Source organism: Vibrio breoganii (genome assembly GCF_001677275.1).
Classification (GTDB): Bacteria; Pseudomonadota; Gammaproteobacteria; order Enterobacterales; family Vibrionaceae; genus Vibrio; species Vibrio breoganii.
Map to the genome: position 1 here is coordinate 981,538 of NZ_CP016177.1, position 22,934 is coordinate 1,004,471.

Below are 22,934 nucleotides of genomic sequence, written 5' to 3' on the forward strand. Positions count from 1 at the left end.
GACGATGTGACTATGACTAATATTTCTCGTCGCGGTTTTTTGAAAGGTGCAGGTGCCTCTGCAGGTGCACTCGCTATTTCATCTATTGCCCCGTTGCCTGCCAGTGCAGCGACTGGTCGTTCTGACTCATTGATCCTAACCGCCAGTCGAATGGGACCATTATTGTGTGAAGTCAAAGATGGTCAGTTGGTGTCAACTAAAAGTGGTTTAGCTCAGACGGTTCCAAACAGCTTACAGCTTACCGGCCCTTCACAGGTGCACACCAAAGCGCGTGTTAAGTATCCGATGGTCCGTAAGGGCTATCTAGAAAACCCGAGCAACCCGCAAGGGGTTCGAGGGCGTGATGAATTTGTTCAGGTGTCTTGGGATAATGCCTACAAGCTGATTCATGAACAACACATGCGCATTCGCAAGCAGTATGGTCCCGCGTCGGTGTTCGCAGGCTCTTACGGCTGGCGTTCAAGTGGCATTTTGCATAAAGCTCAAACCTTGCTGCAACGCTATATGAGTATGGCTGGAGGCTATTCTGGTCATCTAGGGGATTACTCTACGGGTGCCGCACAGGTGATTATGCCTCACGTTGTAGGCTCTATCGAAGTGTACGAGCAACAAACTACTTACCCTGTGATTTTAGAAAATAGCGATGTAGTAGTGCTTTGGGGGCTTAACCCTCTTAATACCTTGAAAATTGCTTGGTCTTCAACAGATGGACAAGGGCTTGAGTTCTTCCATCAGCTGAAAAAGTCAGGCAAAACCATCATCATTATTGACCCAATGCGCTCAGAAACGGCGGAGTTCTTTGGTGATGCCGCGCAATGGATTGCCCCTAATCCGCAATCTGACGTGGCATTGATGATGGGCGTCGCACATCAACTGCTTGCCAATAAACAGCACGATACCGAGTTCCTTGATAAATACACCGTCGGCTTTGATAAGTTTGAAGCGTACTTGATGGGTAAAGAGGACGGCGTCGAGAAAACACCGCAGTGGGCCGCTGAAATCAGTGGTGTATCGGTGAAACAAATCGAGCTGCTGGCTAAGATCTTTAACGAAAACCGCACCATGCTCATGGGTGGTTGGGGAATGCAGCGTCAGCAATACGGCGAACAGCGTCATTGGATGCTAACTACTTTGGCGTCAATGCTAGGGCAAGTGGGTTTACCTGGTGGTGGCTTTGGTTATTCATATCATTACTCCAATGGGGGCAACCCAACCCGTGATGCAGGCGTTCTTCCTGCTATCTCGCCTACATTAGGTGGCGCATCTGCTGGTGGTAATGACTGGGCTATTCAGGGGTCAGTTACCGCATTTCCAGTTGCTCGCATCGTTGAGTGTCTTGAGCGACCAGGATCTCAGTTTCAGCATAACGGCCATACACTGACATTCCCTGAACTGAAGATGATCTGGTGGGCAGGTGGTGCCAACTTTACCCATCACCAAGACACCAATCGCTTGATTAAGGCGTGGCAAAAACCAGAATTAATTGTTATCTCTGAACCGTATTGGACCGCTGCGGCAAAACACGCAGATATAGTGTTGCCAATTACGACGTCGTTTGAGCGTAACGATTTGACCATGACGGGAGACTACTCAAACCAACACTTGGTTCCAATGAAGCAAGCGGTTGAACCGCAGTTTGAATCGCGTAGTGACCTGGACGTTTTTTCTGACATGGCTGAATATCTACGACCTGGCGGTAAAAATGTGTATATGGAAAACAAGACCGAGATGGAATGGTTGCGTGATTTCTATAAGGTAGCTCAACAAGGTGGACGCAATGCCCGTGTGCCTATGATGAACTTCTCCAAGTTCTGGGAAGCGAATGAGCTGATCGAGATGAAGTGGAATGAGAAAAACGCGCAATTTGTTCGTTTTGGTGATTTCCGTGAAGATCCTGTGATGAATCCATTAGGTACACCAAGTGGCAAGATCGAGATCTTCTCTAAAACCATTGAAGGCTACAAGCTAGAAGACTGTCCTCCACACCCAACATGGATTGAGCCTACCGAATGGGCGGCAAACTATAAGCAGGGTGAGTTGCAGTTAATGACCTCTCACGCGGCGCATCGTCTGCACAGCCAGTTTAACTATGCGGATATTCGTAAGGAGTATGCGATACAAAACCGCGAACCTATTACGATTCACCCAGAAGATGCCAAAGCACGTGGAATAAGCGATGGTGATCTTGTTCGCGCCTTTAATGATCGCGGGCAAGTGCTTGTTGGGGCTCACGTCTCTGATGGAATTAAACAGGGCAGTGTGTGTATACACGAGGGTGCATGGCCAGATCTTGATCCTAAGACAGGCATGTGTAAAAACGGTGGACCGAACGTGCTCACCATGGATATTCCAACCTCTCGCCTAGCCAATGGTAACTGCGGTAACTCTGGCGTGGTTAGAATTGAGAAGTTTGTCGGTGAAGCGCCAACGCTAACCGCATTTACACCACCTAAGAATGGGTAAATCCCAGCGCTAAAGTAGAGTGCTAAAAATGAGAGAGGCAACAGCAGTGTTGCCTCTTTTTTATTGAGCTTAAGTTGCCGTGCAATGGATTTGCTACAGTGATAACAGGGTTTCAATCTGAGGGTACGCATGCTAACAAAAGAAAACACAGGGCTTATCGTCGTGGATGTTCAGGGGAAATTGGCCCGGCTGGTACATGACAGCGAGGCTTTGATTTCTAATTGCACAAAGCTGATTACTGGCGCGCAGATATTGGGGCTCCCCATAGTTGTACTCGAACAAAATCCTGAAAAGTTGGGCCCTACAGTGGATGAGATTGCGACGCTTTTTGGAGACGTAACGCCCATAGAGAAATTTACGTTTAATGGCTGTGAGTCGGCCACTTTTGTTGAAGCAGTTAAAGCCCATGGCGTAGATACTTGGCTAGTCTGCGGTATTGAAGCGCATATTTGTGTGTATCAAACGGCAACAGGGTTGGCAGAGCTTGGTTATAAGGTTGAACTGGTCAGTGATTGTGTGTCGTCTCGTACTCTAGATAATCAGCATCTAGGGATAACTCGCATCATTGAGGGTGGCGCTGCGGTTACGGGGCTAGAGATGTGTTTGTACGAACTGGTGGGGGATTGCAGGGCGTCAGAGTTTAAGTCGATTTTGCAGCTAATTCGCTAACAGAGTGCCTTTGCAGACAACACAAATAGGTAAAAACTAGAAACGCAAAAAGGACTGGCCATAGCCAATCCTTTCTCATTTCACTTACTGTCTCGATTAAGAGTAATCAGAAGCGTACGTTTCTTCGTAAGTGTGCGAGTAAAGCTCGAACAAGTTGCCAAACGGGTCTTCTAGGTACACCATTTTTGCTTGTTTGCTGTCGTCTTCTGGGTGGTAGCGCATGATGTCCATGCGAACCTTACCGCCGTATTGTTCTGTGCGAGCGATAGCACCTTCAAAGTCGTCGGTTTGCAGGCAAAAGTGGAAGATACCTAGGCGAGAGAAGTCAACTTCGTGACGCTCTTGGCGCTCTTTCATTTCGAACATCTCAACACCGATACCGTCAGAGGTGACAAGGTGCGCAATGTTAAAGCCTTTAAAGCCTTCGCCGAATACTGCGATGCACATACGACCAATAGCGGTTTCGCGCTCTTCGATAACCTTAGTGTTGTTCATTACGATTTTAAGACCCAGCGCTTTAGTATAAAACTCAACCGCTTTGTCCATATCGCCAACCATGATACCTACGTGATTCATTTTCATAATCTGCTCCAATCTCTTAGTAATTTGTTTCGTGTTTTGCGTCGATGGAGAGAGTATATGGAGAATCGCTCATCAATAAAAATTATTAAAATTTATTTAAATGATAACACTTTGTTTGTTCGATAGGTATTCTCGATAGCAACAGCGCAAGTGTTGTCGAGTCCCTTGAGTATGTTTGCTAGAGTAGAGCTAATTGTTGATGGAAATAAGATGCTCTAAGAGATGGAATTCAAGAACCTTAAAAGCTTTGTCGCGGTTGCTACTCACCTTAGCTTTTCCCGTGCGGCAAAGGAGTTGAATACTGTACAACCCGCTATTAGTCGTCACATTACCGCCCTTGAGGATGAACTGGATACTAAGCTCTTTTTCCGAACCTCAAGAGAGGTCTCTTTGACGGTGGCAGGGGAGAGGTTATTTCAAGATGCGGGCTTCTTGCTTAGCCAGGTAGAGCAAACAAAGCAAGCCGTTGTGCGAGCCTCTAAGGGTCAGGTCGGGCGATTATCTATCGGCTACTTAGGCGGAGCTACGTTGTTTTTCTTGCCAAGATTGGTGAGAAGCTACATTCAAAGTCATGCAGATATTGATGTGAATTTGATTGAGCTAACGGCTTCTGGACAAATTGAGGCTCTATTAGATAAGCGCATCGACATTAGCTTTTCTAGGCCTTTGCCTGAACAATTCGCTGAGCGTTTTATTTCTAAAGAGGTTTATAAGGACAAGCTAGTGCTGGTGGTGTCTCGGGATCATCCTCTTGCCCAACAACCTAGCATAAAGCTCAATCAATTGAGGGAAGAACCCTTTATTTTGTTCGCTCGTGAATCCGCTGTAGGGCTGTATGATTCTGTAATTAAAGAATGTCAGTTGAGTGGTTTTTCTCCACGCATTGTGAACAGTCCTCGCCAAATGCAAACAGTGCTAACGCACGTGGCCTCAGGGCTTGGCGTATCGATTGTGCCCTCATCGGTTCGAGACTTACGTAGTAACGAGTGCGTGTTTTTGCCTATAGAGCATTTGCAATCTAGCCTGCAATTAGTGATGAGCTATCGCCAGCATAATACATCGCCAATGATTGAAGATTTTGTGGAATTGGTTGAGCAAGACCTCGACACCATACAACAGCATATGTCGCGATAATCTATGTTGTTTCGCTATTGAATCTAAAGTAAATCATCATTTTTGTTATTGATCGGCTTCTTTTAAGATTGTGTCACTTCGAAACGACACAACTATCAGAGCATGATTATGAGCCAAGCAAAAACACCTACATTGGGAACAGGCCGTTTACTTTTAATGTCGAGCGCAGTCTCTGCTACCGCGGCCAACTTATATTATAACCAGCCAATATTGCCACAAATGGGCGCAGAGCTTGGCTTAACACAAGATCAGTTGGGCTCTATACCAGCCGCGAGTCAAATAGGCTATGCAGCAGCACTGCTATTCTTATCTCCACTCGGAGATACCATACCGCGTAAGCGCCTTATCGCTATCTTATCGGTACTGCTCGTCATGTCGTCACTATTGGCATTTTCAGCAAGCAGTTTACTCGCATTAGTCGTGGCATGTTTCGTCATCGGATTGAGTGCCAATATTACCCAGCAGCTCATCCCTTTTGCAGCATCACTCAGTACTCCAGAGTCGAAAGGCAAGGTGATTGGCACACTGATGACGGGCCTCACTATCGGCATCTTGTTGTCACGTACCCTAAGTGGGTTTGTGGGAGAGCAGTTTGGCTGGCGCGCGGTTTTCATTATGTCCGCCGCTATCGCGATGATTTTTGGTGTATTGCTTTACACTTTTCTACCAAGCAATAAGCCAACAAGTACCATGCCGTACCCTAAATTAGTGGCGAGTATGGCGACATTGTTTAAGAAACACAGCGTCTTGCGTCAGTCAGCACTAACCGGCTCGTTGTGGTTTGCTTCGTTTAATGCGCTTTGGGCTACATTGGCTTTGCACGTTCATGAAGCACCGTTTAATTACAATGCACAGCAAGCTGGATTGTTTGGGGTTATAGCCTTGGCTGGCGTGATTGGCGCTAAGGTTTCAGGCTCACTAGTTAGCAAGGTTGGTTCTCGCAACATGATCAATATTGCGTTGCTGTTTATTGCGTCTGGTTTCGCAGTATCGGGAATGTTTGGAGACAGCTTAATTGGGCTAATCGCCGGTATCATCCTTGTTGACCTGGGGGTGTTTAGTGCGCAAGTGTCAAATCAGGTGCGTGTGTTCTCAATCGATCCTGCTGCGCAGAGTCGAATCAACGGCATATATATGCTGGGCTATTACTTAGGTGGTGCATTTGGTTCATTTGCTGGCGTTATGGTATTTGAGCAGTATGGCTGGCAAGGCGTTGCTGCCTTTAGCAGCGCGATGGTAGTAGGCAGTTTGATGGCGAATAACCTAGTGTCATCGAAGCTTAAACGCCTTCAGCAAGCTGAGCAATCTTAGCGTAGGAAATAGCAATGGGAGCAGCATGCTCCCATTGTTCACGTTTATGCTATTTATCGAACATTCCTGAGGTTGCGATAGGGCGCAGGAATCTATGCAATGAATCATCAGGCACATTGGTTGAGTAAAATGCAATGACTAGGTCTTTGTCTGGAGAGACATACAGGCCTTGAGACTGAAGACCCGCCTTCCACATATCACCGTCGCTCCATATCGCATCCCATTGTCTGCTGTTGCCTAGCATGCTGTCATCATTGAGGCGGCTCACAAATTGTGGACCATCAAAGCCAGAGAGATAAAAGTCTTTATCGCGAACGCCACCACGAATACGCTCAATCATATCTGGTGTTACCACCTGCTTAGTGGATGTCTTATTCCAGCTTGGGGTATAAAGCATGCCAAAGCGCGCTAAGTCTCGCAGTTGACTTGAGATCACGCCGTGAGCAATAGCAGTGCCGCCTGGAGATAGATGAAATTGCAGAGGGCCATCAGATCCCACGTTTGACCAAATGTTGTCGTTCACGTAATCAGAGAATGTCTGATTGGAAACGGCTTCTGCCAGCAAAACCAGCATCTGCGTAGTTGGGGAGCCGTATTCGAATTTACTTCCTGGCTTAGAGACCGATTTTGCGTCTTTAAGTACTTCAGGTACACGTTCGTGCTCGCCTTTATACTCCATGCCAAATTCGGCGAGGAAGGTACGAATAGCAATTGAATCTGGGTCTGAGCGAGTGGCATCATTCTCTTCTGAGTTCATACCCGGCGTCATGTCCAGAATGTCGATGATCTTGATGTCAGCCCAATCCGTGTCTTTGAATTCGGGCATATAAAAGCCAATGGTCTTTTCTTGGTCTATCTTGCCTTCGTTGATCAGCATATCGATGACTAGGCTTGTCCAAGGCTTAGCCGTCGACATCCAAATGTGGTTGTCTGTTGGCTTCATTCCCGGATAGGTTTCATAGACCACTTCACCCTTGTGCACCACGATAAACGATGCGGCAAAGCTTTGTGGGTGGGTCATGAACTCATCTAGCGAGAGTGTGCCAAACTGCTTGGTTTCTGCCGTTATCTCACCGATCTTAGGGTTAAGCGAGGTGGCCAGTGGCATGTGCTTGGTTTGCGGTGCTAAAACCGCGGTTGGTAATACCTCTGAGGTCCTCATGGAGAACCAAACCGCTAAGTCTTCGCCTTTCAACATCTCTGGCAGGTTGTAGTTGTCTCTGTAAGAGCGGATTTGCTCATTAGTGAAGCCGTTTTTAAATTCAGCGATTGGGGTGCGAGTTTGAGTAGCGTCGGCTACTGCGTTTGCTGAAAGTAGAGAAAGCGCAACACCTGCCGCTTTTAGTTTGCTTTGATTGTTTGACATGATCACTCCGAATAGCACTTGGCTAGCGAACAAGTCGTTCAAGCCTGATTGTCGTTGCTGCCATCATAAGAAGGAATTCAAAACTAGAATAATCGTTGTTGAAGGATTAAACCCTACTTGTGTTGGGTTTTCTGAGGGTTATTGGTATCGAATTTGAAGTAATTGCGCTTAACTGAGGGTTTTATCCTACAAATGCGTTTATAGCTTTACATGCAGGTAGTCTAAATTGACGCTCTGTGCTTTCACTTCCTATTGGTAAAGCTCTTCTGCTATCAACATTGGCCATAACATGTATCTAAGTACCTCTTTTTTAACCGAAACCTTTACCGTTTTGGGTACCGCCGCTTTCGCTTTATCTGCCGTATTGGCCGCCAATGAAAAACGGACAGACGTATTCTCTGTGGTGGTACTTGGAGTGGTCACCGCGGTAGGTGGGGGAACAATACGGGATTGCCTGCTTGGGGTGCCAGTATTTTGGTCGGAGGCGCTGTTTTTCATCTGGATTGCGATCATCAGCAGCTTAATTGGTTTTGTTTGCGTGCCATTACTTAAAAGGCGCTTTGTTAATCGCTTATATTTGTACATTGATGCCATTGCTATCGCCATGTTCTCCATTCAAGGGGTTGAGAAGGCATGGGACTTGGGATTTGGCCTGCCTTTAGGTCCTATTATCATGGGGGTATTAACGGCCATTGGTGGCGGCGTCGTGCGAGATATGCTGCTTCAAAGACCAACCTTATTTCTTAATAAGGAACTCTATGCCATTCCTGTGGCTTTAGGATGCACTTTCCACGTCACTGTATTGGCACTAGCACCCGCACTGTCTTACATCAGCTCGGTTTGTGCCATAGGCCTGGTTATCTATATTCGTTACCTTGCCATTAACAAGAGCATCGAAGTGCCTTCATGGGCAGTGTTCAAATAATGCTCCGAAATTAGAACTCCGATTGCCTCTTTCCTGCTTTGGATAAAGGAATAGTGGGATAGCTTGGCGTTTTAACGTCTTTCTGACACTCCAATCTGTAGGGAAAGTATGTTGCGCCGAGACTGAAATCGATAGCATAGAAACATGACTAACACTGCCTCTAGCAAGGACAAAAAACGCCCATCACCCCGAAAAATTATAGGGTGTGTTTTACTTTTATTCGTTATCGGTTGGGGAGCGTTTCACTACAGCGTTTCCTCAATGGTAGAGCAACGCTTTTCAGGCCCCTTGTTTGAATTGCCGACCGTGGTCTACGCGCGCCCAATGACCCTCAATATTGACTTAGCGGTGAAGCAACAGGACGTTGTCGATGAGCTCAAGACGCTTAATTATCAATTAGTCGACAAGCCAGCACACAGTGGCGAGTACAGTGTGGCAGGCAATAGCATTACTCTGGTGCGCCGTCCCTTTGAATTTGCTGATGGCTTTCGCGATGTGCAGAGAGTCAAGCTGACGTTCAGTCGCTCACGCATTCAATCCATGATTGATGTTGATAGCGGTATGGGACTGGGCTTATTCCAACTTGAACCCAAGATGATGGGTTTGATGGGGGAGGATGGTAATCAACATCGACTCTATCAGTCTTGGAAAGCGATGCCGGAAGGCGTGGTCAAAGCGCTACTATTGACCGAGGATAGAGCGTTTTTCGAGCATGATGGCGTATCAGTTACCGCTATCGCTAGGGCATTTTTTACCAACGTCAAAGCGGGACGAACCGTTCAGGGTGGCAGTACTTTAACCCAGCAATTGACCAAGAATCTGTTTCTTAGTAGTGAGCGCAGCTGGAGTCGAAAAATCCGTGAAGCTTATATGGCGCTACTCATCGACTCTCGCTATACCAAAGATGACATTTTAGATGGCTATGTGAACCAGATTTATTTGGGTCAACAAGGCAAGGATGCGATCCATGGCTTTGAATTAGGTGCTCAGTTTTATTTCAATCGACCTCTACAAGAACTAAGAATCGATCAGCAAGCCTTGCTGGTGGCGTTGATAAAAGGCCCGTCTTATTACAACCCGTGGCGCTTCCCTGAGCGAGCCAAGACACGCCGCAATACGGTTCTGAAACTGCTGGCTGACGATGGTCATCTAGAGCCTAAAGAATATGAAGCTGCCATTGCTCGAGAGCTTGATATACAGGTGCGAGGCCATGTGAGCTTGAGTCGTCCAGCCTATTTCGACCTTGTTTCTGATGAGCTAGAAGTGGCTCTGCCAGGACGTAACATTAAAGGCGCACGCATATTCACCACCCTGGACCCTCTCTCCCAACAAAACGCCGAAAGTAGCCTTTTATCGACGCTGCCATCGCTAGATGCCAAAGCGGGCGTGGAACTAGAGGCTGCGTTTATCAGCATCGATTACAGCAATGGCGCTATTCGCGCGATAGTCGGAAATCGAAACCCTAATTTTGCTGGCTTCAACTATGCGCGCCATGGTAAACGACAAGTAGGGTCGATAATCAAACCAGCAGTGACCATGGCTGCACTTCGTTCTCCTGAAAAATATAATCTAGCCAGTGCCTTAGACGATAAACCTCTTACTGTTAAGCAGCCCAATGGAGACAATTGGCAGCCTCGTAATTACAGCAGAGAGTTTTGGGGAGAAGCCTCCCTGTATACGTCTCTTGCACACTCTCTTAATGTGCCCATGGTGAACCTAGGCATGCAGTTAGGATTAGAGAATGTGGCTGATTTTATTGAGCAGTTGAGTGGGCAACACAGTGAGATAAAACCGCTTCCATCAATGGTACTTGGGGCCTTTGAAATGACGCCTATCGAGGTAAGCGGGCTCTATCAACCCATTGTAAATCACGGCGCGAGGCAGCAAGCGTATTTGATCAGTGCGGTGGTTGATGCAAAGAGCAAGGTCTTGTATCAGCATAAGCTTAACCCTGAGCAGGTTGCACCTGAACAAGCTGCAGATTTAACCGTAGCGGCAATGCAGGGAGCAGTAAGCGAGGGCACGGCTAAATCACTGGGCTCTGTAGGGGTTAAGTACAAGCTAGCAGGAAAAACAGGCACCACTAATAGCAACCGAGATAGCTGGTATGTGGGCGTCGATGGACGTGAGCTGGTGACGGTTTGGCTTGGGCGAGGGGACAACGGCAACACTAAGCTAACTGGTGCAACAGGTGCATTATCTGTATATCGACAATACATCATGCAACGTGGAGCGCTAGAAATTAGCCCTCATTATGCCGATGATATTGAGATGGTTAACTTCAGCCGTCGTGGTCAGGGTAAACTCGCGGCCAGTTGTGGTCGTGGATCCGTCACTCTGCCTGTATGGGGCGCTAGTCAATTTACTTCATCGGGGTGTGTTGGGGATGAAATCACGAACTTTTTCAAGAGCTTGTTTAATTAAGTCAAAAAGGATACCAAAGACCAGTGCGCCAAAACTGGGCTAGGCATTATATCAATAGTGAATAGTTGTTATTGAGATAAATAATTTTCACGAATACCAAGCGTGCCCTATAGTTACCCTATACCAGTGATGCCTGAGGCATTCTCGCTGAATTAATGTAGGGGTATGAACAAATGAAAATTGTATCGATAGTGACTTATATATTTAGTTTGGTGTTTATTGCCGGTGAAACGCTACGTCGAGGAATAGGATACTTCTCTGTCAATGCTACCACTATGGTTGAAGACTATGTGTGCGGGGCATTATTGCTATTGGCGGCAGTACTGTGGTCGAAGGGAAGTAAGTATGCACATAAGTACATGATTGGCGCGTGGGGCTATGCAGCAGGCGGAATGTTGGTGCCTTTTTTTGCTCATCTAGAGGCTTACTTGCGTGGTGTCCAAATACGTTCAGACCACCCAATCGATGATGTGAATTCAGTGATTCTAAAGGGTGTTATTTGGAGTATTTGTGTCATTTGTTTTATCGTAACTCTCAAGACAAAGCAGGATTTGAGCCTCAACGATAAAGGCGCATCAGCATAACCCTTCTCTTTATCTACCTGCATAAGCAATATGCTTAATCGTCACGACAAATAGCCTGAATTGTTAAAAATCAAAGAGCGAGAGACTATGCCCTCTAACTTTATTAGGGTATGTGCAATGCAAAAGTCGTTCTCTCTTATAGATAAGCCAACCTTCTTTGGCGCTCTATTTTTACTCTTGAGTGTGGTGTTCCCACTCATACTATTTCCAGTTCAAGGTGCCAACTGGATCGCGGTTGCTAAGTCGTTTATGACGGACAAGCTTGGGGTTTTATACCTTGCACTTGGCATCGCTGCTATGTGTTTTATGATCTACACCATCTTCAGTGATCTTGGGCAGATCAAGCTAGGTGATGCCGATGAGCAGCCAGAATTTAGCAATGCCTCTTGGGCCGCTATGCTGTTCTGTGGTGGCATTGGTGCCAGTATTTTATATTGGGGCTGTATCGAGTGGGCCTACTACTACCAAACGCCTCCGTTTCAACTTCAAGCAGGAAGCGAAGAAGCGATACGCTGGGCGGCAACCTATGGCCTTTTCCACTGGGGACCTATCGCATGGTCTATCTACCTTATTCCAGCCCTGCCGATTGCCTATTTCTATTACGTTCGTAAGCAGCCGGTATTAAAGATCTCTAGTGCTTTGATGCCCGTCTTGGGTGAGAAACGTGCCAATGGTGGTATCGGGAAACTCATCGATGTGTTGTTTATCTTTGGCATGTTGGGCGGGGCAGCTACAACCCTAGGCTTGGCAGCACCGCTTATCAACGGTGGTCTGCATCATATCTTCGGTATTCCTAACAATACGCTAAGCCAAGTGGCTGTCTTACTTCTGTGCACCGCTATTTTTGGTTACTCAGCTTACGCGGGTTTAGAAAAGGGCATTAAGTTTCTAAGCAATATCAATTTCTGGGGTGCGATGGGGTTATTGCTGTTTGTGCTAGTGGCAGGGCCTACCGTGTTCATATTAGAAACGGGCTTAGACTCGATTGGACGAATGCTGTCGAACTTCTTCATGATGGCGTCTTGGGCGGAACCCTTTGGTGGCTATGGCGAGTTTACTGACACTCACTTTCCGCAAGATTGGACCATTTTCTACTGGGCATGGTGGCTAGTGTTCGCGCCTTGTATGGGGCTGTTTATTGCGCGTATCTCTCGCGGCAGAACCATCAAACAAATGGTAGTAGGGTCAATCTTCTACGGCTCTTTAGGTTGTTTCTTATTCTTTATCGTTCTGGGTAACTACGGCCTGTCTTTACAGCTTACTGGTGAGCTAGACGTGGTCAGTATCCTCAATCAATCTGGCGCTCCTGCCGCTATCTTTGCGACCTTGGATACCTTGCCGATGGGGACTATGGTCATTGGGGTTTTTACGCTGCTGTGCGTCATTTTTACCGCTACCTCTTTTGACTCTATCTCATACATCTTGGCATCTGTGGTGCAAAATGATGTGACTGAAGAGCCAATGCGTTGGAACCGTCTGTTTTGGGCCTTTACCTTGTCATTCTTACCGACGGTATTGATGTTTATGGGTGGCTTATCGACGCTGCAAACCGCTGCCATTGTCGGTGGTCTGCCACTGCTGATTATCTCTATCATGTTGATGGTGTCTTTTGTGCGTGCGGCGACACTGGATATTAAACATCAGCCGGAATATGAAGAACCTACGATCAATATCGAAGACCTTCCTGAGATGGATCCATGGTCAGCCGAGGGTATGGCGCTAGCTCAGTTTGAGCGCTTTAAAGATTTGGCCCAGCAAGCCGCTGAAGAAGAGCGTGAAGCGATGGCAAGCCTAATGAGCATGCGCAAGGAAATTCGAGCCTATGCCCTTGAGCATCACGATGATGCGCATTGCGCAGATCACCACCTGCCTGAAGAGATGCAAGCTGAGTTGCAACGATTAACAGATGAATTGACAGCGGCAAAAGAAAAGAAACAGGTCATGTCAGAGCAGGCTCAAGAATCGAGAATGACGTTCAACGCCATTATTTTAGAAGGTTTATCTGCAAATATGGCAACTTCCTAGGCACATAGCAGATAGTATTAAGCCGAGTCGCAAGACTCGGCTTCTTTTTTATATTCACCTAGCCGGTGAGTTGTTTTTATTAGTTAATGCGCTCAATTGACGGTGGTACAAACTTGAACCACTGCTCACTTGGGCCATACATGCGGAATAGTGAGAACCACTCTTCGCCCGCATTCAATGGCATACAGTTGGTCATGGCATCAGTGCAGTTTGCTGACCAGTGAATATCAACTGAGCCATTTGGGTTAACCTGAAAATCAGATTGGTTGGATGCAATACCAATTTGTGTGCCCGCACCTTTTAAGTAAGCGCCAGTTTCCATTGAATACGTCAAGAACGAGTAGAATCGCTCTGCGGGTACCGCGCTAGAATCTGCAATGTGTACTTTATAATCGTGGTCACCAGAGAGTGGGCGACCTTCGTTGTCTAGAACACCTTTGATGTAGGTTGTTGATTTAGACTCAGCCAAAGAGGCTGGTGGTGCAAAGTAATAGGTAAATGTCGTTCCTCGACCAGAGTAATCGTTCCAGTTTTCATCCACATAGGTCGCATTGGTGGTCATCATCTCTTGGTTTACAGGGATGGTCCATTGAGAAGCTTCACCCCAAAGACGCGGTGCGTAATAGGTAAAGTCATGCTTCATCTCATCTTTCAGTTCAACAATAGCAGCATTGAACATAATGACCTGATCTGCCGTTGGCTCGAATGCTTGGCCTTTTTCGATACCAATCATCTTCATCATTCCGTAGAAGGCTTTTTCATCGGCCTTGATACGCTCTTGTTGAATCGCCTTATTAGCTGACTCCCAGAATGACATATCCCACTGAATGTGACCGTCATATTGAACGTTATCTAAGGTAACAAACTCAGTCGTTGGCTTTGAACCTAGTGGGTAAATCTTCATTTTCTGCACATACTCAGAGTGGCCCTTCATGTCTTTTTCAGACGTGGTTTCTGTTAGTGAGCGAATAGAGATGTAGCCACGATCTGTGGGTTGTACTACCACAATGTAGCCATCGGTATTACCTTCATATCCTTCTGGAACAATTAGGTACTTCCCGCCTTTACCTTTGTCTTCACCACCAGGACCTACATCCATAATTGGCTGATGCCAAGACGTTAGAAAGGTACCAAAGAAGGCGTTGCTATCTGTTGCTGGGGGGATTTCTACCACAACAGGGCCATCAGCGATGTTGTGATAAGTGTGAACGTATGGAGAGTTATTATTGCCCGTTACCATAGCGGCTTCGGCAGTCATTGGGCGCTCGTAGTAATACACAGTGTTGTTACGTTTGTCTTCGTTGCCAAAGGTATCAAAAGCCACCTGCGCCATTCGCTCGTACATTACCTGAGGCATGATCCAGATACCTGCTTCTAGAGCACGGCGGTTAAAACGCTTTTCATCTATATTGACGGTTTGTGTGTCAGCTTGCGTCGTCGATGAAGTAGAAGCGATAGCACTAGCGCTAACAGTAGACAAAATAGCAGTGATAGTGAGCGATAAAACAGTGTGTTTCATTTGCGATACCTTAGTTACTAAATGAGTTATGGGGGCGTTGTGAACAACGTGGCGCCATAGTAACGGTCGCAAATGATAAAGATTTCGCATGGTGCGAAATCTACCTAATTATTTCTACTTTTCGGTAGCTTTGTTTGATAGTGCCTTGCTTGTCGAGGGCTTTCATCGCTCGAGATACCTTGTGACGACTGACGCCTAAGTAAGAGGCAAGGTCATCATGAGATATCTGAACCACCAGGTCGCTACCACTTAATTGTGTTAAACGGTCCATAAGACGCTCGCTTAACGGGCGGGTTGCGAGATTATCAAATTTGCCATACATAATTCGCAAACGCGCAACGATGGAGTGGGCAACAAATCGATAAACTTCATTAAGAAGTGCTTGTTCGACTCGTATTTGAGAGTGAGGAATACCGATTATCTTGATATCTGTGAGTGCGACTGCTGAATAGGGGAGCGCACCCCCATCCACAAAAGCCGCGTCTCCAAACCAAAATCCAGCAGAGCATTTCTCGATGATCACATAGTTGCCTTCTTCATCAATATAAGAAACCTCTACCTCACCGCTGACGGTCAGTGCTAATTGATTGGGAATGTCACCTTGTCGAAACAAATGCTGTCCCGCTTCTAGGGAGTAGCTCTTAGCACTGACAAATGCCTTGTATAGACAAGGATATTCGTCGCAGTTTATAAACGGTTTGATAGCTGGTGGAGAAAGCTCTGTTGTCATCGAATATAGCCTAGAGTCTGTGTTGTCAGGTTTGCATCTATGGATTGATCACCCTTCATTCGCTCCCACAATGTACTGAGATGCTCAAAGCCTCTTTGGCTTGGAAATCGTTGCGGCGCGTCGACTAATACCCAATTACCGGCGTCGTCACGCTCGGCATAGACAAACTCAAATGAAAGATTGTCACCCATGCCAAGTCGCAAGTCCGAGACAATGAGTGAATCTTTCTCTTCGCGGTAATTTAAGTAGTTATGCGAGAAGGCTTTCAGCCCTTTTAATGTGGCTGGCTTTTCTTCTAGAGGCCATGCACCTAATGGGCGACCCACAAAGTCGATATTGGTGTCTTTATCGAGTATTGATGCAAGGCCTTCCCAATAGTAATCGTCGTCCATTACCACGACTCGCCAAAGCACCGTATTAAACGGGGTGGGGGTGATCATGACCTGTTTGTTTGGGAGGTTTTGCGCAGCTAGATTATGTTCGACTCGATTGGCGATGTATTGTTGAGCTGCAAAGCCCCAGCCTAGGTATAGGGTAGAGAGAAGCAATACGCTTTGACACCATTTAGCCCCCGCGGTTTTGGAAAACAGAGCGACAACAATCGCCACCAACAATGGGAGCGTATAGAGCGGGTCTATGATGAAGATATTACGCAGTTCAAAATAGCCCTCAAACGGCCAAATAAGCTGGGTGCCGTAGGTGGTCATAGCGTCAAGAAGCGTGTGGGTCACGAGCACGCTTACGGTCAGTACAGAGACTCGTTTGAAATTCCAGAATGCATCGGGACGAAATCGGCAGTAAAGCCAAGATAACAGCAGTGCAAATGGAGGCAATAGCAATAAAGAGTGAGTGAAGCCACGATGCTTAATGGTGTTGCTTACCGCATCGCCATAGTCGAGAACAACATCAAGATCGGGCAGTGTGCCCAGTGCGGCGCCAGCCAACAGCACCTTGGCATTGCATTGCTTCCCTGCGACAGCACCGGCAATGGTTGCCCCTAGTGCTGCTTGTGTTACTGAATCCATTGATTTCCTTTTATCGAAAACGTTATTTAGATGAAGATGGTAAAGGGTTGTACCCGAGATCAAAACGCTAAGATCAGCGTAATATTGATTCTGCCACTATACCTTAATTGCCAGCGTTGCGAATCACACCGAGCATAGCCTCACTGGCTTTAGATACATAGTGTTCTTTACTCCAGATAGCGGCAAGTTCCCAGCGAATGTTCTGTTTAATGGGTATAAAGCAATAGTCATCACTATTGAGCCTTTTGCAGATGGGCTCGGGCATAAAGCTCACGCCTGTTCCACTTTTCACCATAGCCGCCAGAAAGTCCCACTGACTGCTCCTAACCCCGATTCTAGGCGTGAACCCGTGCTCAAGACACATCTGGGTGATCACCTCTGAGATAATAAACTCAGGGTTATACAGATAAAATGGCAGATCCTTAAGCTCCACAATATCGAGCTGTTGTTTATTTTTCCACTGCTGCGTTTTTGGTAATACCGCAAAGATGGGGTAACTGCCGATAGCCCAAGTATTAAATCTTGGGTCGGGCTCCGTGAGCATGGTAATGGAAATATCAATCTTCCCATCAAGCACGGCTCGCTCCAGTTTGCGGCTGCCGCTCTCTACGATTGAAACCTCAATATCTGGATACTGAAGAGAGAACTCCTGAATGAGGTGGGTGTATAGATGACCCACCATTGGAGGGATCCCTAAGGTAATCTTGCCACTTTTGAGCTGTTTTAGATCGTTGAGCCTCACTTCCAACTCTTGTTGTTGAAACAGTATCGACTGTGCGTATTGAAAGACGATCTCGCCAGCATCGGTTAATCCTAGCTCCCTGCCATTGCGATAGATGAGCGCTTGCCCATAGGCGCTCTCCAAAGATTTAAGCGCCTTGCTAATCGTAGGCTGAGTGACAAAAAGCTGTTCAGAGGCTTTGGTAAAGCTTTTGCTTTGGATCAGGGTGACAAAGTACTGAAGCTCTTTCATGGTCATCTTTACATTCCTTTTTGGAATACTTTGTGATCATTTTATTCATTGGAGTTTGGTTATTCAATGTTTGATAATTTAATCACCATTTCGTCAGCCGTATTTTCAATGAACCGCTTAAAACTAAAACACATAGGCATGACCATCATACAGATCGTAGCGCTCTGTCTAATTTGGCTATTCTCCGACTGGCTTGTATCTACTTTCCATATTCCTTTGCCTTCAAACGTGTTGGGTATGTTTTTGTTGTTGGCTTTGCTGTTTAGCAAGGTGGTCAAAGTGAAATGGCTTAAAGCGGGTTCTAACTGGTTGATTGCCGAAATGCTGCTGTTCTTTATTCCTGCGGTTATTGCCATTGTGAACTATCAAAGCTTGTTTGAGCAGCAAGGGCTAAAGATTGCTCTGGTTATAGGCACTAGTACCATCTTTGTTCTATCGGTAACGGCGCTAGTGGTGGATGTGGTGTACCGCTATGAGCTTAAAAAACTTCGAGGTACTCGATAATGCACACGTATCTAGCCATTTTCTGTTTTGTGTTTACTGTTGTGGGTTATTACTTCACTAAGTCACTGCATGGTCGATTTAACAAGACTTGGTTGATACCACTGGTTTCGGTGCCGGTGTTGATTGTGGCTGCGCTACTACTGCTGGGCATTAGCTATGACGACTATATTCAAGAATCCCACTGGTTGGTGTGGATGCTAGGGCCAGCCACTGTCGCATTTGCTATCCCTGTGTATGAAAACAGACGATTGATTAAAAACCATTGGTTGTCGATTTCGCTGGGGGTAGTGGTTGCGGTGATTGCTGCCCTAGTGAGTACGATATTACTGAGCAAAGGTATGCATCTTTCTGAGTTGCTGCAAAAAAGCTTGGCGGTTCGCTCGATTACCACACCTTTTGCGGTAGTAGCTTCCAAAGCCATTGGTGGTCAGCCCGATCTTACCGCAATATTTGTTGTTATGACGGGTATCGTCGGGATTGTCGTTGGTGAAACTATGCTGAGCCTATTTAGAATCCGCTCTCGTCACGGCAAAGGCGCAGGTCTTGGCGCATGTGCTCATGGCTCAGGCACGGCAATCGCCTATGGCATTCATTCCAAGGCGGGGACCATTGCAAGTTTAATCATGCTGTTTTCAGGGGTAGCGACAGTTCTGCTCTCACCAATAATCGCTTTGATGGTGTAGTTTACATCGCTGTTACCACAGCAAAGGCTGAAAGATTCCAGATAAGTCGCATTTAAAGCACTGTGTTTATTCGACTGAATGGGTATTTCGAAGAGTTGTGTTTGTTGTTCTAGGTGAAAAGCCAGTAGGTGATGCCACAGATTTTCCCATAATCAATTTGCCATACAAGGTTACTGATTTGATAGGCTCACACTGCTTTATTCGACCTAATAGAAGTTGTATTGCTTGTTTTGCCATCTCTTTTGCAGGTTTATCCACGGACGTGAGTTGAGGTTCAAAAAACGAATCCATCTCAGAATTATCTATGCTCACTATGGATACTTGTGAGGGGATATCTATGCCTTTTTGCTTTAAGGCTTGTCCAGCCCCAATCGCCATTTTGTTGTTAAAACAGACAATAGCAGTGAATTTGACTCTTAGCTCGAGCAATTGCATACATGCTTGATAGCCACCATTGAGTTGATAGTCGCTGGTGGCGATGAGTAATGGATTGAAGCCTAGGTCAGCCTTATAAAGTGTTTCGATGTAGCCCTTCATTCGAGCTTGACCACTGGGGTTATCAGTAGGGCCGGTGATGCAGGCGATGTGGCGGTGTCCCTTTGCAATGAGGTGTTCCATTGCCATCTTGGTCAATTGTGACTGATCTATCGACACTGTTGGATACGTTAATGTGTCAGAGGAGCGGTTCATCACTACCAAAGGAATGGTGAGTTCTTTGTGCAGTTTTTGAATGTGCTTGTCTGATAGAACTCGGCTATACAGTAGTACCGCATCGCACTGGCCTTGAAGTTGCACAATGGTTTCATACTCACTGGTTGCATCACTTGAGGTGCACACCAGATTAAGGCTCATTTGATGTTTTTGCAGCTCTTTTGCGATGACGGGTAACAGTACTCCCCATTTTGACCTATTTGACTCAGGAAATACAACAGCCACAGTGTTGGTTTTATTGGTCGCTAAGGCTTGTGCTGTCTTGCTAGGCCGAAAGTTAAGTGTGGCTATTGCATCGAGAACCTTTTCTCGGTTTTGTTCCCCAACATTGCCATTGCCATTAATAACACGAGATACCGTCGCTTTAGATACTCCAGCGAGCTTACTGACTTCAAGAATGTTACTCATAGCGCTTCCCTAGAAGATTAGATGTCACAAGTTGCGAGGAAACAGCGCTACCCGAGTGGGAGTAACTCGGGAGCACTATTTGTCGAAAAGGCAGTTTGTTGACAAGACTGACCTAGGAGGCGTTATCTCCTAGTGACCATATTAAAGTTAAGTGTATTGACGATATAGGTCATTTGGGGACTTTTAGGTGATCGGCTTAATCGGCGGTGAAACCTTATACAAGTTTCGCTTTTGCTAGCGTTCTTTTCTGATCTGAGCAGGTGTTTTATTGGATAGGCGTTTGATTGCGCGATTAAAATTGGACACATCGCTGTATCCCATTCGAAAAGCAATGTCGCTGATACTTTCATTAGATTCCGCTAAAAGCTGCTCGGCTTTGCTTAAGACCGCTTGTTTCTTTATTTCTTTGAAGGTGGTGTGGTTGTCTTTAAGGTAGCGATAAAGGGTTTTTCTTGTTACTCCAAACAGCGACGCCAACCAGTCTATCGTGAAGCTAGGAAGGTGGCAGTATGTTTCAGTCAACAGTCTGATTTCTTGGATATCGCGAGCGTGTAATGAGCGACTAGCTAACGCCTCAAAGCTTTGCAGCGGAGGCAATTCGATAGTCAAATGCGGTTGATTGTATGCGACTGCAGTATCAGTGAATAAATAACCTTCATACAGGTAGCCTTGGTGCAAGGCTGTCATCATATTTACCTTTGACGGAGACCACTCGTTACCTAACCAATGACGACATAAATTGATTAGTAGTGAAACACGAAACCACTCAACTGCGGCGTATCCTGGATAGGAAGGAGCAAGGTTTCCTCTATTACACAAACACCACTGTTCATTTAACTTTTGTAGCCAGTAGGTATTTTGTCGGGTTAACGTATGAGAGTGCGTTATTCGTGCCGTGAGTGCCTGTTGGAAGGTATCGTTAGGTCGGAAAAAACGTCGCCTGTCTTGTAATAGACTCTTTGCAGCCTCTTTTCCCACAATAATAGGCATGTCTGGAGCGCACAATGGGGTGATGGCTTCTATAAATAATGAATAGTTCTTTACGGGAATCCACTTCTCATTGTTTGAGTATTTGGTCGGAAGATCGACACTCTTTGCTATGGATTTCCAATCAATGTTGTGTCGCTCTAGGTAGGGAATAAAAAATAGCATAGAGTCAGAAGCGGTAAGTAGCAGCGAACGAGAGTCTTTACGCATAGGAGCTCTTTTGAGGATACTTTTTTGGGGCTGATTTCAATAGAGAGATACTTTTTAAACTGAGAACGAATAGAGCTCAGTACACTAACGCGACTGAGCTCTTTGTTTTAGTAGTTTAGAAGCTGTAACGCATACCCAGCATTACTTCATCTTGGTCGTTGTCACCGATACCACCTTGACCTTCGTCAAGCAGGTTGATCTTGTAACTGCCGAAGAAGGCTACATCACCCATGTAGCGAGCGTATTCGATACCAACGAAGTTGATATCAAGATCTCGGGTATCTTCGGCATGGAAGTAGCTGTAAGTTAGGTTCACGTTGTTTTGGCCAAACGCGTAACCTAAGTAGGCATCCGCTGCGTTGTAGTTTGAACCCTTAACATAATGACCGCCTTCAAGAGCAGTAGAGATAGTACCGCCTTGGTATAACGCGGCTAGCCATAGGCCGTTTTCATGGGTGTATTTTGCTGCTGCCATAAATGCGTCAGTGGTATCAGTCTCATTGCCGTTACCGTAAGTCTCATCACTCGCGGCATAACCCACACCAATGTCTAGACCGAAAGGCAGAGCGTATGCCACAACAGCGCCGTAGCCGTTACTTTGTGCAGATTCGCTGTCTGAATTAAAGTTGCCGTCAACTTGTACCGTCAAGCCTGAGTTAGTCGTCCACTCATAGCGCAACACGTTTTTAGCTCTATCTGCGGTAGCAACTGTGTATTCGTTGATGTAACCACTGTAGGTTTCTGCAGCATCGGTCCAGTCGGTCAAGTATGTCACAGCGTTGTTTTGGTGACCGTAGTAGAAGTTACCAATGTTTGTTTCTACACCTGCGTACAAGAAACGAGTGTTAACGGCAACGTCATCCTTTGCACCGTCTTCGTTCTCGGTTAATTCAAACTCGTACTTACCAAAGAATGCGACTTCATCATTAAGTTTTTGAGTGCCATCTACGCTCAATCGAACGCGAGAAGCGTCAGAGTAGGTGTGATCGTTGCTGTCTGTTTTGTTTGCATCCGAGAAGTTGCCGCGTACTTCCGCGCGACCGCCAAAGTTTAGGATGGTATCTTCATTTTGATAAACGGTTGCTGCTGAAGCTAAAGTGGAGGCGAAGATACTAGATACTGCAATAACTGATAGTTTCAATTTCATTGTAAAACCTAAATTTCCTTGTAGTAAAAAATTCCCAATAAATATTTGCGGGAATAATTGATTATTATTATTTAATTAATCGCTGGCTAATGGTGCTTTTAAAATGCATAGATAATAAAAGAACGAAGTGGATTTTTTAATAATATGAAAGAGTTGTACAATCGTGTTTGATGGATCAGGTCCTCACAAGGAAAGCTGAGAAGGCATTGAGGTGATGGGGCTGGCGCTGTTGGCAATGATTGTGGCTATTTATCTGAATATGTTAAGGAAACTCGATGACGCCTTTCTAGGGATTGAGAGTGTTTGATTCTAGTATGGAGGTGAATTGCTACATTGTTTACGATCTATTATGTTCAAATCAAAGCGGTAGCGCTCTCTTCTTATTATAAATGAAGGTGATTAACAATAATAAGTTATGCTTATATGTACAGTTTTTTTTGAGATAAACAAATGTGGTCATATTGGTTTGGTATTATTAAATCTAGGAATTAAAACCCAGATTACGGCCAATAATATAACGGCATAAGTCATAGCTAACCCAGGGTGACCGCATG

The 22,934-nt window shown here is 45.9% G+C and carries 19 protein-coding genes; 10 read left to right on the plus strand and 9 right to left on the minus strand.

Annotated elements, in window-relative coordinates; translation table 11 throughout:
• Positions 1-12: 12 nt before the first annotated feature.
• Complete coding sequence (locus A6E01_RS04595) at positions 13-2,463, plus strand: molybdopterin guanine dinucleotide-containing S/N-oxide reductase (RefSeq protein ID WP_026026244.1); 2,451 nt, start codon at positions 13-15, stop codon at positions 2,461-2,463.
• Positions 2,464-2,592: 129 nt separating this feature from the next.
• Positions 2,593-3,132: a hydrolase gene (locus A6E01_RS04600; protein WP_017029645.1), complete on the plus strand. Its 540-nt coding sequence runs from the start codon at positions 2,593-2,595 to the stop codon at positions 3,130-3,132.
• A gap of 96 nt (positions 3,133-3,228) precedes the next feature.
• Here A6E01_RS04600 and A6E01_RS04605 read toward each other — a convergent pair whose 3' ends face one another.
• Positions 3,229-3,714, minus strand: coding sequence for a VOC family protein (locus A6E01_RS04605; protein ID WP_017027103.1), 486 nt, complete (start codon positions 3,712-3,714; stop codon positions 3,229-3,231).
• A 222-nt stretch (positions 3,715-3,936) separates the two neighbouring features.
• Between A6E01_RS04605 and A6E01_RS04610 the strand changes: the two genes are divergently transcribed.
• Positions 3,937-4,848: a LysR family transcriptional regulator gene (locus A6E01_RS04610; protein ID WP_065209673.1), complete on the plus strand. Its 912-nt coding sequence runs from the start codon at positions 3,937-3,939 to the stop codon at positions 4,846-4,848.
• A 108-nt stretch (positions 4,849-4,956) separates the two neighbouring features.
• The gene (locus tag A6E01_RS04615; protein ID WP_065209674.1) at positions 4,957-6,159 is read left to right on the plus strand and encodes an MFS transporter; all 1,203 of its coding nucleotides are present in this window, start codon (positions 4,957-4,959) and stop codon (positions 6,157-6,159) included.
• Positions 6,160-6,208: 49 nt separating this feature from the next.
• Here the strand turns inward: A6E01_RS04615 and A6E01_RS04620 are convergent, their stop codons facing one another.
• Positions 6,209-7,525, minus strand: coding sequence for a serine hydrolase domain-containing protein (locus A6E01_RS04620; protein ID WP_065209675.1), 1,317 nt, complete (start codon positions 7,523-7,525; stop codon positions 6,209-6,211).
• A gap of 289 nt (positions 7,526-7,814) precedes the next feature.
• Here A6E01_RS04620 and A6E01_RS04625 point away from each other — a divergent pair, with 289 nt between their 5' ends.
• The 4 genes from A6E01_RS04625 to A6E01_RS04640 all read left to right on the plus strand — a co-directional run bounded on the left by A6E01_RS04625 (position 7,815) and on the right by A6E01_RS04640 (position 13,483).
• Entirely contained in the window at positions 7,815-8,450 is a 636-nt protein-coding gene (locus tag A6E01_RS04625; protein ID WP_065209676.1) for a trimeric intracellular cation channel family protein, read from the plus strand.
• A gap of 144 nt (positions 8,451-8,594) precedes the next feature.
• Positions 8,595-10,874 carry a penicillin-binding protein 1B gene (gene mrcB / locus A6E01_RS04630; protein WP_237334497.1) on the plus strand — a complete coding sequence of 760 codons (2,280 nt, stop codon included), beginning with the start codon at positions 8,595-8,597 and terminating at the stop codon, positions 10,872-10,874.
• A 173-nt stretch (positions 10,875-11,047) separates the two neighbouring features.
• Positions 11,048-11,458, plus strand: coding sequence for a hypothetical protein (locus tag A6E01_RS04635; protein ID WP_017030952.1), 411 nt, complete (start codon positions 11,048-11,050; stop codon positions 11,456-11,458).
• A gap of 117 nt (positions 11,459-11,575) precedes the next feature.
• The gene (locus tag A6E01_RS04640; RefSeq protein WP_017029648.1) at positions 11,576-13,483 is read left to right on the plus strand and encodes a BCCT family transporter; all 1,908 of its coding nucleotides are present in this window, start codon (positions 11,576-11,578) and stop codon (positions 13,481-13,483) included.
• 79 nt (positions 13,484-13,562) lie between these two features.
• Here A6E01_RS04640 and A6E01_RS04645 read toward each other — a convergent pair whose 3' ends face one another.
• From A6E01_RS04645 to A6E01_RS04660, 4 genes are all read right to left on the minus strand, one after another.
• Entirely contained in the window at positions 13,563-15,002 is a 1,440-nt protein-coding gene (locus A6E01_RS04645; RefSeq protein ID WP_065209678.1) for a DUF1254 domain-containing protein, read from the minus strand.
• Between the two features lie 100 nt (positions 15,003-15,102).
• The gene (locus A6E01_RS04650) at positions 15,103-15,732 is read right to left on the minus strand and encodes a Crp/Fnr family transcriptional regulator (RefSeq protein ID WP_065209679.1); all 630 of its coding nucleotides are present in this window, start codon (positions 15,730-15,732) and stop codon (positions 15,103-15,105) included.
• On the minus strand, positions 15,729-16,757 hold the full coding sequence (locus A6E01_RS04655) for a metal-dependent hydrolase (protein ID WP_065209680.1): 1,029 nt from the start codon (positions 16,755-16,757) through the stop codon (positions 15,729-15,731). The genes A6E01_RS04650 and A6E01_RS04655 overlap by 4 nt, the downstream gene beginning before the upstream one ends.
• A 103-nt stretch (positions 16,758-16,860) precedes the next feature.
• Positions 16,861-17,736 (minus strand): LysR family transcriptional regulator, encoded by an 876-nt coding sequence (locus tag A6E01_RS04660; protein WP_065209681.1) that lies wholly within the window; start codon positions 17,734-17,736, stop codon positions 16,861-16,863.
• Between the two features lie 60 nt (positions 17,737-17,796).
• On the opposite strand from A6E01_RS04660, the gene A6E01_RS04665 reads away from it, so the two are divergent.
• Both A6E01_RS04665 and A6E01_RS04670 read left to right on the plus strand, forming a co-directional pair.
• Entirely contained in the window at positions 17,797-18,234 is a 438-nt protein-coding gene (locus A6E01_RS04665) for a CidA/LrgA family protein (RefSeq protein WP_065209682.1), read from the plus strand.
• On the plus strand, positions 18,231-18,917 hold the full coding sequence (locus tag A6E01_RS04670; RefSeq protein WP_198589094.1) for an LrgB family protein: 687 nt from the start codon (positions 18,231-18,233) through the stop codon (positions 18,915-18,917). The genes A6E01_RS04665 and A6E01_RS04670 overlap by 4 nt, the downstream gene beginning before the upstream one ends.
• 66 nt (positions 18,918-18,983) lie before the next feature.
• Here A6E01_RS04670 and A6E01_RS04675 read toward each other — a convergent pair whose 3' ends face one another.
• The 3 genes from A6E01_RS04675 to A6E01_RS04685 all read right to left on the minus strand — a co-directional run bounded on the left by A6E01_RS04675 (position 18,984) and on the right by A6E01_RS04685 (position 22,380).
• A complete protein-coding gene (locus tag A6E01_RS04675; RefSeq protein ID WP_082961340.1) occupies positions 18,984-20,036 on the minus strand; it encodes a LacI family DNA-binding transcriptional regulator in 1,053 nt (350 codons plus the stop codon).
• Positions 20,037-20,270: 234 nt separating this feature from the next.
• Entirely contained in the window at positions 20,271-21,233 is a 963-nt protein-coding gene (locus A6E01_RS04680) for a helix-turn-helix domain-containing protein (RefSeq protein ID WP_065209684.1), read from the minus strand.
• A gap of 115 nt (positions 21,234-21,348) precedes the next feature.
• Positions 21,349-22,380 (minus strand): porin, encoded by a 1,032-nt coding sequence (locus A6E01_RS04685; protein WP_017029660.1) that lies wholly within the window; start codon positions 22,378-22,380, stop codon positions 21,349-21,351.
• Positions 22,381-22,934 lie beyond the last annotated feature (554 nt).

Coding starts and splice junctions, on each gene's coding strand:
- A6E01_RS04595 (WP_026026244.1), top strand. CDS start 13: ATGACTAATATTTCTCGTCGCGGTTTTTTGAAAGGTGCAGGTGCCTCT.
- A6E01_RS04600 (WP_017029645.1), top strand. CDS start 2,593: ATGCTAACAAAAGAAAACACAGGGCTTATCGTCGTGGATGTTCAGGGG.
- A6E01_RS04605 (WP_017027103.1), bottom strand. CDS start 3,714: ATGAAAATGAATCACGTAGGTATCATGGTTGGCGATATGGACAAAGCG.
- A6E01_RS04610 (WP_065209673.1), top strand. CDS start 3,937: ATGGAATTCAAGAACCTTAAAAGCTTTGTCGCGGTTGCTACTCACCTT.
- A6E01_RS04615 (WP_065209674.1), top strand. CDS start 4,957: ATGAGCCAAGCAAAAACACCTACATTGGGAACAGGCCGTTTACTTTTA.
- A6E01_RS04620 (WP_065209675.1), bottom strand. CDS start 7,525: ATGTCAAACAATCAAAGCAAACTAAAAGCGGCAGGTGTTGCGCTTTCT.
- A6E01_RS04625 (WP_065209676.1), top strand. CDS start 7,815: ATGTATCTAAGTACCTCTTTTTTAACCGAAACCTTTACCGTTTTGGGT.
- mrcB (WP_237334497.1), top strand. CDS start 8,595: ATGACTAACACTGCCTCTAGCAAGGACAAAAAACGCCCATCACCCCGA.
- A6E01_RS04635 (WP_017030952.1), top strand. CDS start 11,048: ATGAAAATTGTATCGATAGTGACTTATATATTTAGTTTGGTGTTTATT.
- A6E01_RS04640 (WP_017029648.1), top strand. CDS start 11,576: ATGCAAAAGTCGTTCTCTCTTATAGATAAGCCAACCTTCTTTGGCGCT.
- A6E01_RS04645 (WP_065209678.1), bottom strand. CDS start 15,002: ATGAAACACACTGTTTTATCGCTCACTATCACTGCTATTTTGTCTACT.
- A6E01_RS04650 (WP_065209679.1), bottom strand. CDS start 15,732: ATGACAACAGAGCTTTCTCCACCAGCTATCAAACCGTTTATAAACTGC.
- A6E01_RS04655 (WP_065209680.1), bottom strand. CDS start 16,757: ATGGATTCAGTAACACAAGCAGCACTAGGGGCAACCATTGCCGGTGCT.
- A6E01_RS04660 (WP_065209681.1), bottom strand. CDS start 17,736: ATGACCATGAAAGAGCTTCAGTACTTTGTCACCCTGATCCAAAGCAAA.
- A6E01_RS04665 (WP_065209682.1), top strand. CDS start 17,797: ATGTTTGATAATTTAATCACCATTTCGTCAGCCGTATTTTCAATGAAC.
- A6E01_RS04675 (WP_082961340.1), bottom strand. CDS start 20,036: ATGAGTAACATTCTTGAAGTCAGTAAGCTCGCTGGAGTATCTAAAGCG.
- A6E01_RS04680 (WP_065209684.1), bottom strand. CDS start 21,233: ATGCGTAAAGACTCTCGTTCGCTGCTACTTACCGCTTCTGACTCTATG.
- A6E01_RS04685 (WP_017029660.1), bottom strand. CDS start 22,380: ATGAAATTGAAACTATCAGTTATTGCAGTATCTAGTATCTTCGCCTCC.